13 protein-coding genes are annotated in these 16,432 nt (G+C 45.9%); 9 read left to right on the forward strand and 4 right to left on the reverse strand.

Annotated features, from left to right (window positions below):
* Window positions 1-252 precede the first annotated feature (252 nt).
* From WBG78_RS17275 to lhgO, 8 genes are all read left to right on the forward strand, one after another.
* Window positions 253-2,091 carry a tyrosine-protein kinase domain-containing protein gene (locus WBG78_RS17275; protein WP_337327712.1) on the forward strand — a complete coding sequence of 613 codons (1,839 nt, stop codon included), beginning with the start codon at window positions 253-255 and terminating at the stop codon, window positions 2,089-2,091.
* A 244-nt stretch (window positions 2,092-2,335) separates the two neighbouring features.
* A complete protein-coding gene (locus WBG78_RS17280; RefSeq protein WP_337327713.1) occupies window positions 2,336-3,622 on the forward strand; it encodes a class I SAM-dependent methyltransferase in 1,287 nt (428 codons plus the stop codon).
* An 84-nt stretch (window positions 3,623-3,706) separates the two neighbouring features.
* On the forward strand, window positions 3,707-5,017 hold the full coding sequence (locus WBG78_RS17285) for a DUF4910 domain-containing protein (protein WP_337327714.1): 1,311 nt from the start codon (window positions 3,707-3,709) through the stop codon (window positions 5,015-5,017).
* A 246-nt stretch (window positions 5,018-5,263) separates the two neighbouring features.
* Window positions 5,264-6,043: a glucose-1-phosphate cytidylyltransferase gene (gene rfbF, locus WBG78_RS17290; RefSeq protein ID WP_337327715.1), complete on the forward strand. Its 780-nt coding sequence runs from the start codon at window positions 5,264-5,266 to the stop codon at window positions 6,041-6,043.
* A gap of 48 nt (window positions 6,044-6,091) precedes the next feature.
* Window positions 6,092-7,132 carry an NAD-dependent epimerase/dehydratase family protein gene (locus tag WBG78_RS17295; protein WP_337327716.1) on the forward strand — a complete coding sequence of 347 codons (1,041 nt, stop codon included), beginning with the start codon at window positions 6,092-6,094 and terminating at the stop codon, window positions 7,130-7,132.
* A gap of 23 nt (window positions 7,133-7,155) precedes the next feature.
* Window positions 7,156-7,701: a dTDP-4-dehydrorhamnose 3,5-epimerase gene (rfbC, locus tag WBG78_RS17300; protein WP_337327717.1), complete on the forward strand. Its 546-nt coding sequence runs from the start codon at window positions 7,156-7,158 to the stop codon at window positions 7,699-7,701.
* Between the two features lie 19 nt (window positions 7,702-7,720).
* On the forward strand, window positions 7,721-9,022 hold the full coding sequence (locus WBG78_RS17305; RefSeq protein ID WP_337327718.1) for an NAD(P)H-dependent oxidoreductase: 1,302 nt from the start codon (window positions 7,721-7,723) through the stop codon (window positions 9,020-9,022).
* Window positions 9,023-9,106: 84 nt separating this feature from the next.
* Window positions 9,107-10,303, forward strand: a complete 1,197-nt coding sequence (lhgO, locus tag WBG78_RS17310; RefSeq protein ID WP_337327719.1) for an L-2-hydroxyglutarate oxidase — start codon at window positions 9,107-9,109, stop codon at window positions 10,301-10,303.
* A gap of 734 nt (window positions 10,304-11,037) precedes the next feature.
* Here the strand turns inward: lhgO and WBG78_RS17315 are convergent.
* The 4 genes from WBG78_RS17315 to WBG78_RS17330 all read right to left on the reverse strand — a co-directional run bounded on the left by WBG78_RS17315 (window position 11,038) and on the right by WBG78_RS17330 (window position 16,064).
* Complete coding sequence (locus WBG78_RS17315; RefSeq protein ID WP_337327720.1) at window positions 11,038-12,426, reverse strand: undecaprenyl-phosphate glucose phosphotransferase; 1,389 nt, start codon at window positions 12,424-12,426, stop codon at window positions 11,038-11,040.
* A gap of 251 nt (window positions 12,427-12,677) precedes the next feature.
* A complete protein-coding gene (locus WBG78_RS17320) occupies window positions 12,678-13,775 on the reverse strand; it encodes a response regulator (protein WP_337327721.1) in 1,098 nt (365 codons plus the stop codon).
* A gap of 44 nt (window positions 13,776-13,819) precedes the next feature.
* Complete coding sequence (locus tag WBG78_RS17325) at window positions 13,820-15,331, reverse strand: sensor histidine kinase (RefSeq protein ID WP_337327722.1); 1,512 nt, start codon at window positions 15,329-15,331, stop codon at window positions 13,820-13,822.
* A 292-nt stretch (window positions 15,332-15,623) separates the two neighbouring features.
* Entirely contained in the window at window positions 15,624-16,064 is a 441-nt protein-coding gene (locus WBG78_RS17330; protein ID WP_337327723.1) for a peptidylprolyl isomerase, read from the reverse strand.
* A gap of 109 nt (window positions 16,065-16,173) precedes the next feature.
* Between WBG78_RS17330 and WBG78_RS17335 the strand changes: the two genes are divergently transcribed.
* On the forward strand, window positions 16,174-16,431 hold the full coding sequence (locus WBG78_RS17335; protein WP_337327724.1) for a hypothetical protein: 258 nt from the start codon (window positions 16,174-16,176) through the stop codon (window positions 16,429-16,431).
* Window position 16,432 lies beyond the last annotated feature (1 nt).

Genomic DNA, 16,432 nt, shown 5'->3' on the forward strand with positions numbered 1-16,432 from the left:
TTTCTGTCAAATGATAAATTAAGAGGTTGGCATCGTCCAACCTCTTTTATTTGCATCCTTATTCTGTGAATGACCTGAATCTACGTTGACGCCGTTGAGGATAATGGATAACTTGAGACTCAATCGGCATGTTGTGTTGACCTGCTTGCCAGGTATTTTGGCGCATGCCGGCATCGTGATTCCATATCTGTAATATTTTTTGAACTACATTTGGGATGTCGATACGAGGACATCCTGCGAGAGACAATACAAATGGCTGGCACCAGGAGTTTTACACGCTACGCAAAAAGGATTCTTTCACGTTGGTATTACTTCATACTCGCGCTGCTTCTGGCGCTGCCCGCTGCTTTTCTTTACTTGTACTTAACGCCACCGCAGTATGATGTTCAGGCTTCCATAATGGTTGCCGCGCCTGCGAATAAACAAGAGCCCGGAACTGAGGTCTCCGATGATAAGGATCCATTGCCTAGGGGAATCGTTGACGACCAGGTCGGAATACTGACTTCTAACACCATTCTTGAAAAAAGCCTGCGGGACCTGGATTTCGGTGTAGCCTACTGTGTTGAAAATCAACTTGCTGTACGCGAAGAATATGAGAACAGTTATTTCAAGGTAAAATTGGATTCCAGTGTCAATCAGGCGATCGATGTGCCTGTTTATGTTAAACGTATCTCATCCACGCGGTATCATGTGAAGGTCTCCGCTCGTGATGTTCAGCTTTATAACTGTTTCTCGAATAAGGTTGAGGGCAGCATCCCTGAATTGGAAATAAACGAAGAAGTTCCCCTGGACAAGCCGTTGGGCAATAAGTATTTGAATTTTCGGATCGCGTTCAACGACAAGTACAAGGTAGAGGCAGGCGACCAGATGTTTTTTATTATTCGCCCCCTGCACACGTTGGTTGCGTCGTATCAGAATAATCTCACCGCAGAGCCGATATCGGCGGACTCAAAAATTGTTTCGCTTACAGTGAGAGGAGAAGTGCCTGAAAAGGAGAAGGTCTTTCTTGGTTCACTTATTCAACAATATTTTCAACTCTCGTCGGCAACTGAACAGGGCACATCACTTCAGGCTCTGAAGTTTATTGAGGACCAGCTCAATAATCCCCCTGATACGTTAAGCGAGAAAATGCGCGCCTATCTTGCAGACAAGCGTATTGAGATGCGGATGGCATTGGCCTCTGCTTCCACAAGTAAGTCTGTTGTTGATAAACCATTCACGGCAAGCGGAGGAAATCCGGTGTTCCCACTTACCGATGTCGTATATGGCATAGCGATAGCCTCTGCGTTTCTTATTGTTATACTGGCAACAATCATAAAGGATAAATGGAGAGATACCCTTCTCTCGGCGGAAGACGTTGAGCTTACAACCAAAATTCCTTTGGTCGCCACTATCAGCCATGCTAAGAAGCGTGAACAAAATACCATTGTGGCTCATGCCAGGTCTGCAGTGGGAGAGTCGTTTCGATCTCTGCGGGTCAATCTTCAGTATTTAACCCTTGATGCAGGGGCGAATGTCATAGGGATTACCTCCTCGCGCGAAAGCGAGGGAAAGACATTTTGCGCTGTTAATCTGGCAGCGGTGATGGCTTATTCCGGGCGACGAACCGTACTGATCGACACTGATATGCGGCGACCCCGCGTTGCTTCTTATTTTCAGCTCGAGAATCGTAAAGGGCTCTCTAATTTTCTTGTGGGCGATGGGTCCATCAAAGAGATCATCAACAACACGGAGCACAAGGGTTTCGATGTGATAGGATCTGGGCCGATTCCTCCGAATCCCATTGACCTGATTGGCAACCCAAGAATGGAGGAATTGATTAATTCGCTGCGTCAATCATACAGCACAGTGATAATCGACTCGCCGCCTCTTGGCTATGTATCTGAATACATTATATTAATGAAGTATACAGATGCGAATCTCTATGTTGTCCGCTCTGACTATACCAACCGGAAAAGCCTGAAGCGACTCAATAAGCTACTGGAGCGTGAGAAGGTCGGCAACTTTAATATTGTGCTCAATGACGTGCGCCCGTCAAAAGAATCCGGCAATTATTACGCTTATGGCTACGGTTATGGCTATAAATATTAACCGCAAAAACTGAGAAATCTCTTGTTTTTTGGCCTTTTCTGACAGGCATGATTACAATCATGTGCAATTCCAACCTTGGTCATTAAGGTAATATTTGATTCATACTACTTTTAACTATTGATCAACGCACCTCCTCGTTGTTCAGCGAAGTTCTCGTAACCCACATGCGAAATTTCGGAATGCAATTTTCCGAGTATAGTTGGAATGAATAATATATAGTGGCTTTTTTTTAACATCTACAGAAATGAATCATCACGAGACACCGGGCAAGTGCAGATTCTGCCAATCCCCGCTGGAACAGACTTTTGTTGACCTAGGAATGTCACCTCTTTGTCAGGACCATGTTAAGCCTGAAGAATTGAACCGAATGGAGCCGTTCTATCCTCTGCATGCCTACGTATGCAGTTCCTGCTTCCTCGTTCAGTTAGAAGAGTTTGTTGCTCCTGCCGAAATCTTTAATGACTATGCCTATTTCTCTTCCTACTCCGAATCATGGCTGAAACACGCCAGGGCCTACGTCGATAAGATCACTGAAAGGCTGGAATTACGTTCTGACAATCTTGTCGCAGAACTGGCAAGCAACGATGGGTACTTACTTCAGTATTTTGTTGAAAAGAACGTTCCTGTACTCGGCATTGAGCCGGCTCCAAATGTTGCTGAATACGCAATAGCAAAGAGAGGAATTCGTACTGAGAACAGGTTCTTCGGTCTCAACACTGCGCTGGAACTCACTTCGAAGTATGGTAAGCCCGATTTATTAATCGGTAACAATGTGCTTGCACACGTTCCAGACATTAATGACTTCGTTTCAGGTATGAAGGCATTCCTCGGACCGCAGGGTGTCATTACGATGGAGTTCCCTCATTTGTTGCGTCTTGTTGAGGGCAATCAGTTTGATACAATTTATCACGAGCACTTCTCGTACTTGTCGTTTACTACTGTTGAGAAGATATTTAAATATCACGGGCTTTCGATCTTTGACGTCGAAGAACTATCTACTCATGGAGGATCTCTTCGTATCTATGCAAAGCATCGTGAAGATTCATCTAAGACGATTTTGCCTTCAGTACCAGCGTTGTTGAAGAAGGAACTTGAGGCTGGCATGCTCGAAATGAGCTACTATACCAGCTTCGAAAAGAACGTTCGTCAGACAAAGATGAAGATCCTTGAGTTTTTCATTGAGGCAAAAGCCAACGGTAAGACTATTGCTGGCTACGGTGCACCTGGCAAGGGTAATACGCTGCTCAACTACTGTGGTGTTCGTACAGATTTTATCGACTATACAGTTGATCGCAATCCCAACAAGCAGGGAAACTTCCTGCCAGGAACGCTGATACCGATTTATGAACCGGCGATGATTCGCGAAACAAAACCGGATTATGTATTCATTCTCCCCTGGAATTTGAAAGAGGAGATCATGGAGAGCATGTCGTTCATCCATGAATGGGGAGGCAAGTTTGTAATTCCAATTCCTGAACTGAAAGTTCTGGATTCGCAGTGGTGGTCGCAACGCTACAAACGCGCGAGCTAGGACTTCAGCAGTCAAAGGATAAGGCCCTTCCTTATCCTTTTTTTATTTCCAACAGTTATAAGCAGGCACAAGTCACATTCACTTATGGAACCAGAAGTGGCAGTTGAACCGTACCAGGCAAGTGGAAGAAAAATGCATGATCTTGCAGGCCGTCTGTTCCCGATCTGCAGAAGCATCACAGGCGATGGCGTTCGCGAGACTTTGAAGATCCTTTCCGAAGAAATCCCTCTTCAGGTAATTGAAGTACCCTCAGGAACAAAGGTCTTCGACTGGGATGTGCCCCGGGAATGGAATATTACGGACGCGTTTATAAGCAACGCTGCCGGTGAACGGGTAATAGACTTTCGCCAGAGTAATCTGCACGTCCTCAATTATAGTATTCCAGTTAAGCGGCGCGTAAGTCTCGATGAATTGCGCAAGCATCTGTACTTTCTGGAGGATTATCCAGACTGGATTCCATACCGGACGTCGTACTATAAGGAAGATTGGGGATTCTGCGTTACCTACAACCAGTACAAACAACTTACCGAACCGTTTTACGATGTCTATATAGGTTCTACGCTCGAAGCCGGATCATTGACGTACGGTGAGTACTACATTCGCGGACAAGTCGGGGATGAAGTGTTGATTTCCGCTCACGTGTGTCATCCGTCATTGGCGAATGATAACCTCTCAGGCCTGGCAGTAGTTAGTTCCCTGGCAAGAACACTGAGTGAGCGAAACAACTACTATTCTTATCGGTTCGTTTTTGTTCCCGGTACGATAGGAGCTATCACGTGGCTTGCGCAAAACGAAGAGCGCGCCCGCAAGGTTCGCTTTGGGCTGGTGGCTTCTTTGTTAGGCGACAAAGGAGCTTTTACCTATAAACGCTCCCGAAGAGGAAATACAGAAATCGATCAGATCGCTGAATACATTTTGAAAGGGCGTGACAGTCGGAACAAAATCATTGACTTCTTTCCTTATGGCTACGATGAACGTCAGTACTGTTCGCCAGGCTTTAATCTGGCCGTCGGATGCTTGTCGCGTACGCCCTTTGGACAGTATGTTGAGTACCATACTTCTGCTGACAATCTTGATTTGATATCTGCAGAATCGCTGGAAGAGTCCTATAACGTCTACCTGGATATCCTTTCCACCCTTGATCAAAACAGAGTTTACCTGAATACAAATCCGAACTGCGAACCACAGCTTGGGAAGCGGGGCCTTTATAGTCTGAAGGGCGGAAACAACGATGCGAAGGCATTTCAAATGGCGCTATTGTGGACGCTGAACTTAACTAGTGGAGAGAACTCTTTGCTCGACATTGCAAAAAGGTCTCAAACGGATTTTCAGATCATTAGAGAGGCTGCGTCGCGGCTGGAGGAATGCGGCCTCTTAAAACTTGCTGACGCGTGAATGATAGATTAACCTATGGAGACCTTGGCCAATGAAATTTGATGCGACCCGGGCAATGAAAGTCAGACAGTTTTACGCCCTGCAATGGGGTACTGTTGTAGCGCAAACCTTTGCTATCTCGGCACGTTTGCAGGGTATGATTTCAATCTTTCAAAGGAATGATAGCAGTCATGATTTGACCGCAATAAAATAGGCTCCTTTACAAAACCCTTAGTGGACCCCTTAACGGATCAATAAATAAACCCTATGAAAGCAGTAATTTTTGCCGGTGGATTCGGTACTAGAATTAGCGAAGAAAGTGGCATTCGTCCAAAACCGATGGTCGAGATTGGAAACAAACCGATTCTTTGGCACATTCTGAAAATCTATTCTCAGCATGGTATCAATGACTTTGTCATTTGTTGTGGATATAAGTCTTATGTTATCAAGGAGTATTTCGCAAACCTCTTCCTCCACACTTCTGATGTTACTTTCGATCTGGCAAAAAACAAGATGGAAGTTCACAACACTAAGGCCGAGAACTGGCGTATAACATTGGTGGAGACAGGCGAAGACACCATGACTGGTGGCCGTCTGAAGCGAGTGAAGGACTATGTTGGTAACGAAACTTTCTGCCTGACGTATGGTGACGGCGTTAGCGACGTGAATATCGGAGAGTTGATTAAGTTTCATAAAGCACAAAATGTTCAGGCCACTCTTACGGCAGTTCAGCAACCCGGCCGTTTCGGTGCCTTCACGCTCGGACCTGCGGATGTAATGGTGAGCAACTTCAAAGAAAAGCCACTCACAGGAGACACTCCATGGATTAATGGTGGATATTTCGTTTGCGAACCTTCAGTGTTCGATCTGATTGCAGATGATTCAACTACATGGGAACGTGAGCCAATGGAAAATCTGGCGAGCTCAGGTAATCTTGCTGCTTACAAGCACACCGGTTTCTGGCAGGCAATGGATACACTTCGGGATAGACATTACCTGGAAGATCTCTGGAAATCAGGCAAAGCACCCTGGAAGATCTGGAAGTAAACGCATCAGTCCTTCTTGTAAAATTGACTATTATTGTATAACCACATTATGAAAATCATTGTTTTCGGAAATATGGGCTATGTTGGCCCGGGAGTAGTTGCAAGACTTCGTGAGACCTATCCAAAGGCCACATTAATAGGTTATGACACTGGTTTTTTTGCCAGCTGTTTAACGGACGTCGATTTTCTTCCCGAGCGGAAGCTCGATCATCAATATTTTGGCGACATAAGAAACGTGCCAGACTTTGTTTTGGAAGGTGCGGAAGCTGTAGTTAACCTGGCCGCAATTTCGAACGACCCAATGGGTACCAAGTTCGAAGACGTAACGCTTGATGTTAACCATAAATCAGGCATCGCATTGGCAAAACGGGCAAAAGAACTAGGTGTTAAGACATTTGTTTTTGCTTCAAGTTGCAGCATGTACGGAGCTGCTTCTGATGCCGCAAAAACGGAAGACTCAACTCTGAATCCGCTTACTGCGTATGCACGCTCTAAAGTTTTCACAGAGCAGGACCTTAAGCCGTTGGCAGATGAGAACTTTACAATTACATGTCTCCGCTTTGCTACTGCCTGCGGCATGAGCCCGCGTCTGAGACTTGATCTGGTACTAAATGACTTCGTTGCTTGCGCACTGTCCTCAAAGCACATCACTATTCTTAGCGATGGATCTCCCTGGAGGCCGCTTATCAATGTTAAGGATATGGCTTTGGCTATCGACTGGGCTATTGGTCGCTCGAAATCAATCGGCTCATTCCTCGCTGTTAATACTGGAACCGACCAATGGAATTACCAGGTTAAAGAACTTGCTTCTGCTGTAGCATCTGTAATTCCAGGTGTAAAAGTTTCCATCAACACAGACGCACCACCGGATAAGCGTTCTTACAAAGTAGATTTCTCATTGTACAGGAAGCTGGCGCCTAATCATCAGCCTCAGTACGATTTGCTTACTACCATTAAGGAGCTTAAAGAAGGACTTGAGTCGATGAAGTTTAATGACTCGGAGTTTCGCGATTCCAAACTGATGCGATTGAAAGTTCTTACTTCATTGATGGATAAGAAACAACTCAGCGCTGATCTGAAGTGGCAATAGTAAACGTTCTGTAACTACCTCATATGATATTCACTGAAACCAAACTTAAGGGAGCGTTCATCATTGACGTTAAAAGACTGGAAGACGAAAGAGGATTCTTTGGTCGGGCGTGGTGTAAGCGCGAGTTTGAACAACATGGCTTAAATGCAAATGCTGTACAGGCAAACGTTTCATACAACAAAGTAAAAGGTACAATCCGTGGTATGCACTATCAGGTTGCGCCGTTTGCTGAAACGAAAACGATCCGATGTACTTCCGGCGCCATCTATGACGTTATCATAGACATTCGCCCTGACTCACCCACATACAAACAGTGGATTGGCGTAGAACTAACTGAGGACAGCTTCCGCATGTTGTATGTTCCTGAAGGATTCGCTCACGGATTTATCACCTTGAAAGATCATACTTCTGTTCATTATGTGGTAACTGAATTCTATACCCCTGGAGCCGAAGGAGGAATACGTTTTGATGACCCGGCATTCAACATTGAATGGCCGATCAAACCGAGCGTAGTATCTGAAAAAGATCTGGCTCATCCGGGCTACAGGGAGATCACTTTAACCAAATAAAATAAAACTTGATTAGTATATGGTAATCGTAGATACCGCACTCGCGAAAAGAGAAGCAGAGAGGAACCCCATTCGAGTTGGGTTGGTGGGAGCTGGATTTATGGCACGGGGAGTAGTTCTCCAGATATTAAATTCTGTTCCGGGTATGGACGTCGTAGCTATTTATAATCGCACGACCGAAGGCGCCAAACGTGCATATGTGGAAGCAGGTGTTGAAGACTTTGCTATCGTCAATTCTCAGTCGGAACTGGAAGATCGCATAGCGAAAGGAAAATACACGATTACAGAAGATCCCTTGTTGATGTGCCGTGCTGAGAACATCGACGTCATTATCGAAGTAACAGGCGCCGTTGAATTCAGTTCACGTGTGGTTTATGAAGCAATTCAGAACCGTAAGCACGTTGTAAGTATGGGCGCCGAGCTCGACGGTACCGTCGGAGGCATTCTAAAAGTGTATGCCGATAAGGCGGGGGTGATACTTTCCAATGCTGATGGCGATCAGCCAGGCGTGCAAATGAATCTCTATCGTTTTGTGAAGGGGATTGGTGTAAGACCTGTACTATGCGGAAACATTAAGGGACTTCAGGACCCATATAGAAATCCAACTACTCAGGAAGGATTTGCCAAGAAGTGGGGACAAAACCCGAGCATGGTAACATCCTTTGCCGACGGAACGAAGATCTCGTATGAGCAAGCTATCGTGGCTAATGCTACGGGGATGACTGTTGGACAGAGGGGAATGTATGGTCCGACACTGCCTTCAGGAACGCCATTGAAGCAGGTAATGGATAAGTATCCGCTCGATGTACTTTTATCAGGTCCTGGCATCGTAGACTATTGTGTTGGTGCAGAGCCTGGTCCTGGTGTATTCGTACTGGGTACTCACGATAATCCAAAGCAGAAACATTACCTCAACCTTTATAAGTTAGGTGAAGGCCCACTGTATTTGTTCTACACTCCATATCACCTGTGTCACTTCGAAGTACCATTCACTGCGGCAAGAGCAGTTTTGTTTAATGATGCTGCAATTGCTCCAATAGGTGCGCCTCGCGTTGAAGTAGTGACAACAGCAAAAATTGATTTGAAAGCAGGACAAAAACTTGATGGAATAGGATGCTACATGACCTATGGACAATGTGAGACGGCGGAGATCACGAGTGAGCAGCAACTGCTTCCAATGGGTCTCGCCGAGGATTGTATCCTCACTCGCGATGTTCCTAAGGACAAAGTTTTGACGTATGCAGATGTCATTCTTCCCACAGGACGATTCTGCGATAAACTCCGTCAGGAACAAAATGAATACTTTAATGTAATCGCATAAAGGTTCTGGTTTCGCGCAACGACGCAAGGAGCCAAGTTCATCCTGTTAAAGTTGCCAGAACAACACATTAATCATTAAGAGAAAGTGCAATACGATGTAATTATAGTCGGCGGCGGTGCCGTGGGCCTGGCGACAGCCTTGCAGCTAAAGAAGCAGAGCCCTAAACTAAAAGTTGTTGTCCTTGAAAAGGAAAACGTCGTCGCGAATCACCAGACGGGTAACAATAGTAACGTAATTCACTCGGGTGTTTATTATAAACCCGGAAGCCTTAAGGCAAAGAACTGCATCAACGGATACAACATGCTGCTTGATTTCCTTCGGGAAAATGAGGTGCCTTTTAACCTCTGTGGCAAGGTTATCGTTGCTACGGAAGAGCGTGAATTACCTACTCTGAAAACCATATTTGAACGGGGCCAGGCAAATGGCCTGTCAAATCTCAAGATGCTCACTGGCCCACAGGTGAAGGAGTACGAACCCCATGTTGCCAGCATCGCAGGTATTCATGTGCCTCAAACCGGTATTGTTGACTACCGTGTTGTTGCTGAAAAATATGCAGAGCTATTTCAAAAATACGACGGACATTTAAAGCTTGGCGAAAAGGTGCTTGATGTTCAACTTGGCAACGGTCAGGCTGTAGTCGTTACACAAAAAGGCAGCTATACGGGCAAGCTGGTTGTTAACTGCGCTGGTCTGTATTCCGATAAGATCGCCAAGCTTACTTTAAAGGATGTTAATTTTAAGATCATTCCTTTCCGCGGGGAATACTACAAGCTTCGGAAGGAAAAGGAATATTTGTGCAAGACGCTGATCTATCCGGTGCCTGATCCAGCCTTCCCTTTCCTCGGTGTTCACTTTACTACCATGGTCGGAGGCGGTGTGGAATGCGGACCTAACGCAGTTCTTGCATTCCGGCGCGAGGGCTATAAGAAGTCTGATGTTAATCTGCCTGAACTCGCCGAAACACTGGCCTGGCCTGGTTTTCGCAAAGTTGCCGCAAAATATTGGCGAACCGGTCTTGGTGAAATGCACCGCTCGTTCTCAAAGGCGGCCTTTACGAAGGCCCTGCAGAAGCTTATGCCTGATATCCGGGAAGAGGATCTTGTCGAAGGTGGGGCAGGGGTGAGAGCTCAGGCCTGCGATCGCACAGGAGGCCTTCTGGACGACTTTCTTATCCTGGAGGACAAACAGGTTATTAACGTATGCAATGCACCCTCGCCGGCTGCTACGTCATCCCTCGCGATTGGGAAAACTGTTGCCGACTGGGCAGGAAAACGACTGTAATCGCCGCAACACGCGACTATATATGACTTAGGGTTGTTGCGGTCGGTTTCCTGAGACATTTCTTCCTTTGTGGCACCTGTCTACCCCGGCAGGTGCCATTCTGTTTTCGATTACCATGAGCCTTAAGAGCGATCAACGTAAGACTCCTTTCAACGTCCCTCAGCATACCCGAGGCTCTTCACAGACCGATTTAATAATCGGAAAATGCATTTATTGTTGGCGCATTAATTGCTCACAAACCTCCACCTTTTGTAACTATTGGGAATGTCAACGATCCCTGGTACCGCCGATAACGTAAGTTCAACACCACCAGGAGCTACATTATAAAGATGTTATACGGAGCTTACACAGGTGTTATAATGCCCTTATACAGATGTTTATTTAGGCTCCGTTTAATGTCTGTTCGTTGTCCCCTTATTATCCGTCTATGTTGTGCCTAAATAATTGCCGCCGCCAACTTCTGGCATTTCACCTCAATTAGATTTCGATTCCTTCCGCTCATTCGGATGACTGCACTAACCGGACCTATTATCGTCATGGCGGTTTCGATCGCAGGGGCCATTGGTATTCTGAGTTTACTGCCTCATCCTTTGTCATGCCTGTTCAAAACCACCTCAGACCTGGTCGAACCGCCTCATGCCGGGGAGCAAACGTTGGGGGGGAGATAAAAAGAAAGTCGCCTTAATCGTATCGATTAAGGCGACTGTATAAGAGGATTAAAACCAATGAATTACTTAATAGGCACTCTTTTCTCCCTTCACCATATTCCAAACCGTAAGGAAGATGATCTTGACGTCAAGAGCGAGGCTCCAATTTTCCATATAGCTCACGTCATACTCAACTCTCTTCTCCATCAGGCTCACCTCTTTTGTTTCGCCTCTGAAACCGTTCACCTGGGCATAGCCAGTGATTCCAGGGGTAACAAAGTGTCTAACTTTGTACTTGCGGATTGCTTCGCTGTACATATCTGTCTGTGCGCTGATGTGTGGACGCGGCCCAACTACTGACATGTCACCTAAAAGGACATTAATGAATTGCGGCAGTTCGTCCAGGTTAGTTTTGCGCAGGAAGGCTCCGACGCGTGTGATGCGTGGATCATTCTTAGTGGCCTGACGCTCAGAGGCTCCGTGAACAAACATGCTGCGGAACTTCCAGCAGAGGAACAGTTTGTTCTTCTTGCCCTGACGTGGCTGCTTAAAGAACACAGGTCCGTTTGAATCCAACTTAATGGCAATTGCTATTATCGGGAAAATGATCGGATAAACCGTCATGATCACGAGCAATGAAAACGCTATATCAAAAAGGCGCTTCAGGAATACGTTCACGGCCATGCCAAGTGGTTCACGGCGAGGAGTGAGGACCGGAATTGAATCGAGCATGAACATGTTGTACTTGTCTGACACTACGTCGCCAAAGTCGGGTGTAATGCGCAGGTAAATACAGTTGTCATCTGCGAATTTCGAGATATCAGCCAGGAGCTCTTCATTACCCGGAGGCAGGGCGAAGTAGATCTCATCGATTGATTCCTTGAGGCAGAATGCTTTCAGATCTGCAATCCTTCCTTTGATCAAGGCCTTGTGAATGATCAGGGGATCAGGGTTGTTATCAAAATATCCTTTAAAGTTATAGCGTGCGAAGTCATGAGATTCGAAAAACTCATATAACGCCCGGCCTGAATGCGTAGCACCCACGATCACGATCTTGCGCTGGTCAAACCCTGAGAACTCGAAATATTTCCAGGTTGTCTTGTATGCCATCCGTGACAACACGAACAGTGCAAATGAAGACGCATACAATACCGGGAGGAAAAGGTTTTGAATCTGATATAGATTAGTAGTGTAGAGCAGAAGCATCAACAAGCAGAAATGCACAAGCATAGAACCGGCAAGGTTCCACACCATCGTGCGGAATGAAGTGAGCTTGTTGATTCGGTAAATCTCAGTGAGAAATCCCGAGATCACCCATATCAGACTGAAAATGAGGAAGAACGAGGTCTCCTGGTTATCAGGCACACCGTCTTCAATCCCCAGCTTTTTGGTGATTGTAAAAGCAAGTGAAATGAGGTAGAAATCGAGGATAAATACCATCATTTTTATGACCCGCGAGTAATACTTATCTTCCATGATCAACGAGATTAAGCCTTGACATGCTATAAAAGTAATTTGTAGTGCATTCTGGCTACATGACCTGCGTCATCGTATAGCAAAACATTGCTCATCGGGGTCAAAAATGGCGTTTTATGCGCCTGACAGGCCGTTTTCAAGGCGCTTAAGTCACTGAATTCCGTGTAAGTTTTTCCTGAAAAAATGAAAAAAAATAACCCCGGCCATCTCCTGAAGTGATGCCGGGGTCAAGATATTTTGCCAGATCAGGCCTATTTGTACTTCATTACTCTGTTGGCAAACGCCATCAAAAGATGTTCAAGCTTGGCCTTTTCAAGAATCTTAATCCCTTCGTCGGTGATTTCGATCAGCCCCTCATCCTTAAAATCTGCAAGTGTTCTGTTAAGTGATTCGGTGGCGGTTCCAATCATATTCGATATGTCTTTCCGCGCAATGGTGATAATTTCTTTCTTGTTGGGGACGTTATGTTCATTGTAGATCTTAAGCAACGCACCGGCTACCCGCTGGCGTACAGACTGATAAGCCAGGTCAAGGAGACGATTCTCTGCTTCGATCAGATTGTTCGAAAGCATCTTGATGAACTTCCTCGCCATATCTTTGCTGGAATAGATAAGGGTCAGAAAATCCTGCTTGGGGATAATTGAAATTTCCGCCTCTTCAAGAACTTCAGCGCTCTCGTTGTGCTGTCTCTCTTCGAGCAATGGAACATAACCAAGGAAATCACCGGCAGAATGTATGCCTGTGATTAATTCCTTTCCATCGTAATTAACCTTGTAAGTTTTTACCTCGCCGCTAACAATAAAATAAAGGTCCGAAGGGGTTTGCCCCTCCATGAACACGAACTCTTTTTTCTTGAACAGACGAGTAGGGCGATTCTCTGAAAGCTTTTGGAATTCTTTTAATTCCCGTGCCTTATTGAAAAACGTATTTACGTCGTAAAGGTCGTTCTTGCTTGAGTTATTACTTGCCTTCAGCAACTGACTCTTCTTAAGCCTGATCTCGACAACTTTCAAAAGATCAAGACCTTCAAAAGGTTTGGTAACATAGTCGTCGGCACCCATGTTCATGCCGGTTCTCAAGTCATTCTTATCGGCCTTTGCCGTAAGGAAAATGAATGGTATGTTGGCCGTTTCGGGATCACTGTTCAGAATATGCAGAACGCCGTAGCCGTCAAGTTCAGGCATCATGACATCGCATAGAATCAAATCGGGATGTTGCTGCTGAGCAATCTCAACCCCGATCTTCCCATTCGGTGCACTCAATACGTTGTAGTGGGCGAGTTTGAGGATGCTGCAAATATTTTCCGCCATCTCCTTGTTATCTTCAATCAGGAGGATAGTTGGTTTCATAGGGTCTTCTTTTTTTTCTTTTTAGACCCCGGCGGTAGGTTGCCTCAGGCCTGTTTCTCCAAAATGTCAAGAGTGACCACGGGAATATTGGCAATGAATGTCGTTCCCTTGTTAACCTGACTGGTGAACTCTATGGTACCCTTTAAAAGGCGAATATACTTCTTTGCAATGTTCAAGCCTAATCCAGTGCCTTCAATGTTGTTTGCGTTCTGTCCGCGGTAGAATCTGCGGAATACCTGGTGTTGCTCTTCTTCCGGTATGCCAATACCATGATCTGACACTCGGATTTTTAAATTGTCCTGCTTTAGCTCGACGGCCAGATCTATCTCAGCATCAAAGGCTGAATACTCTATGGCATTCGATAAAAGGCTCATCAAAATGTTTTTCAAAAGAAGCTGATCTGTCATCACCGTGCAGGCGACGCCGTCGTACGTGAAATTGATTCTTTGTTTCGCTTTCTTGATCGATCCAACCTCCTGAAGAAACTCCTGGAAGAATGACTTTATCTCCGTCTCGCTGAACGCGACCTTTACCTTTCCCTCTTCGAGCTTGCCCAGGGAAAGGAAATCGTTTAACAATCCGGTGACGTTGTGTACTGCCCGTTTGATTTTATCGAAATATGATTTGCGCTCCTGATCATCAGCCTCCACGTTGTTTTCAAGCAGGAACACTGACGATAGTATTGTACTTAATGGAGTGCGGAATTTATGCGAAGCCATTGTGACGAACTGAGACATGAGAAGGTTAAGTTCCTTTTCCTTGTCCAGCGCTTTCAGCAAATTGTTTTCGAGCTTCTTTCGGTCGGTGATATTTCGAATCACGACCAGGATCTCATTGATGTCACCTTTTCCGTCGGGGATTGGTACCGCGTTTACGGTGTACACCTCGTGGTTAAGGACCGTTTCAAAGGCAACGTCCTCTCCCTGAAATGCCCTCTTAAGTTCCTGCTGGGCATTTATCGCTGCATACTCACCTTTTACATCCTGCTTATTGAGTCCCAGTGCTTCCAGTCCGCGGCCATCGGCAAGCGTATATCTCATGTTCTGGTCCAGAACACAAATTACGCCGTCGGGAAAGTGGTGTGCCATGGCCTCATGAAGGTGCCTTGCTTTCTGCAGCTCATTTTCTACCTCATTCCTGGCCATCTGTGCGTCTTCCCGTTCCTTTAAGGCTAGGGTGAGCTTGGCCAGTGCTTCCTCTCGTTCTGCAATAGCTGAATCGAGTATAACGATCTGTCCCTCAGCTGATTCGAATGGATTATTGCGGATTCTGGCTATTACGGCAAGCGAAACCGAGAAAAGCAGCAGTACTCTGATTGTAATCTCGTCATTAACAGACGAAGGCGGGTAGTCAACCACGAAGTATCCGAGGATAATAAAAGCATTTGTAACAAGCCCGAGAATCACCCCATGAAAGAACTTTCCTGGTGTGGTAAAGATGAAAACTGCTGCCAGGAGATAAGCGAGATCGCCCCACGTGAAGACAAGGTCCATGAAGAACAGCCCGGCGATGAGCAGCAAGCCTAAGAGGACCCTATTTGAGAAATTAATCAGCATCCAAATCTAATTTCCATGCAGATGCTCCGGAGCTATAGCCTGGAACGAAAACCACATTTTGATAAACGAAGAATATTGGGGCTCATTTTTTTGCAATCGATGTTTTTGCCAAATCCTGCGCCAGAATAGTTCCAGCGCAGGTTCAGGCTTTAAACGACCACAAGGTACATCGCTGCTCCAAACACAATTGATGATTGGTGTCATCAACAGGTAAGATTTTAAACACACGTTTGCCTCACAAAATCTCGGCCAGGGACCCGGTTTTCAGGGGGGGGTAGGTCCTTGTATGCCTTCAGGCCTCCTCAGTAATTATCACCTTTTCCATCACATCGCCCGCGCGAATTGCGTCGATCACATCGAGCCCTTCATAGACTTTTCCAAAAACCGTGTGGTTCCTATCGAGATGGGCAGTGGTTGATCGCGTATGGCATATAAAAAACTGCGACCCTCCGGTGTTTCTGCCGGCATGGGCCATGGAGAGCACTCCCCGGTCGTGGAACTGGTTCTTTCCGGTTAACTCACAGTTGATGTGATAGCCGGGTCCACCTCTTCCAGTCCCTTCGGGACAGCCACCCTGAATCATAAAGTTTGGTATTACCCGGTGAAAAATGAGGCCATTGTAGAACCCTTTTTCGGCCAGAGTGATGAAGTTTTTTACTGTATTAGGCGCGTCTTCTTCAAAGAAACGAATCTTCATGACTCCCTTCTTGGTATGAATCTCTGCATTTTTCATAGTGAGTTACCTCTAAACCTTTATTGTTAAATTTGGGCGCAAGTTACTAGAGGTTGGTAATTTTGCATCAGTATCATTTACGATTCGCCAATAACATTAAATCAAAGGCATGAGAACCTGTGCTTCCCGAAAGCGCGTATTTGATTCTGCGGTACAGGCAGAACAAGCTCTCGTTGACCTGCAGGGTAGCCAGAAATTTCAGCCAGGAGAAGGTCCCGTAGCCATCTACCGTTGCGACATGTGCGGTGGCTACCACCTCACTTCGAAAGGACCCGCGAATCCGTTCCTGGTAAGCCAACAGAAAAGCGGTGCTATCGACAAGCAGCGTGAGGCAAACCGGTGGATTGAAAAATTCGATCGAAAGTAGC

Origin of the sequence: Chryseolinea sp. T2 (genome assembly GCF_037203685.1) — a bacterium.
Lineage (GTDB): Bacteria > Bacteroidota > Bacteroidia > Cytophagales > Cyclobacteriaceae > Chryseolinea.

Bases quoted from the DNA above. Each gene is read 5' to 3' on its own strand.
- WBG78_RS17275 (WP_337327712.1), top strand. From the start codon at position 253: ATGGCTGGCACCAGGAGTTTTACACGCTACGCAAAAAGGATTCTTTCA.
- WBG78_RS17280 (WP_337327713.1), top strand. From the start codon at position 2,336: ATGAATCATCACGAGACACCGGGCAAGTGCAGATTCTGCCAATCCCCG.
- WBG78_RS17285 (WP_337327714.1), top strand. From the start codon at position 3,707: ATGGAACCAGAAGTGGCAGTTGAACCGTACCAGGCAAGTGGAAGAAAA.
- rfbF (WP_337327715.1), top strand. From the start codon at position 5,264: ATGAAAGCAGTAATTTTTGCCGGTGGATTCGGTACTAGAATTAGCGAA.
- WBG78_RS17295 (WP_337327716.1), top strand. From the start codon at position 6,092: ATGAAAATCATTGTTTTCGGAAATATGGGCTATGTTGGCCCGGGAGTA.
- rfbC (WP_337327717.1), top strand. From the start codon at position 7,156: ATGATATTCACTGAAACCAAACTTAAGGGAGCGTTCATCATTGACGTT.
- WBG78_RS17305 (WP_337327718.1), top strand. From the start codon at position 7,721: ATGGTAATCGTAGATACCGCACTCGCGAAAAGAGAAGCAGAGAGGAAC.
- WBG78_RS17315 (WP_337327720.1), bottom strand. From the start codon at position 12,426: ATGGAAGATAAGTATTACTCGCGGGTCATAAAAATGATGGTATTTATC.
- WBG78_RS17320 (WP_337327721.1), bottom strand. From the start codon at position 13,775: ATGAAACCAACTATCCTCCTGATTGAAGATAACAAGGAGATGGCGGAA.
- WBG78_RS17325 (WP_337327722.1), bottom strand. From the start codon at position 15,331: ATGCTGATTAATTTCTCAAATAGGGTCCTCTTAGGCTTGCTGCTCATC.
- WBG78_RS17330 (WP_337327723.1), bottom strand. From the start codon at position 16,064: ATGAAAAATGCAGAGATTCATACCAAGAAGGGAGTCATGAAGATTCGT.
- WBG78_RS17335 (WP_337327724.1), top strand. From the start codon at position 16,174: ATGAGAACCTGTGCTTCCCGAAAGCGCGTATTTGATTCTGCGGTACAG.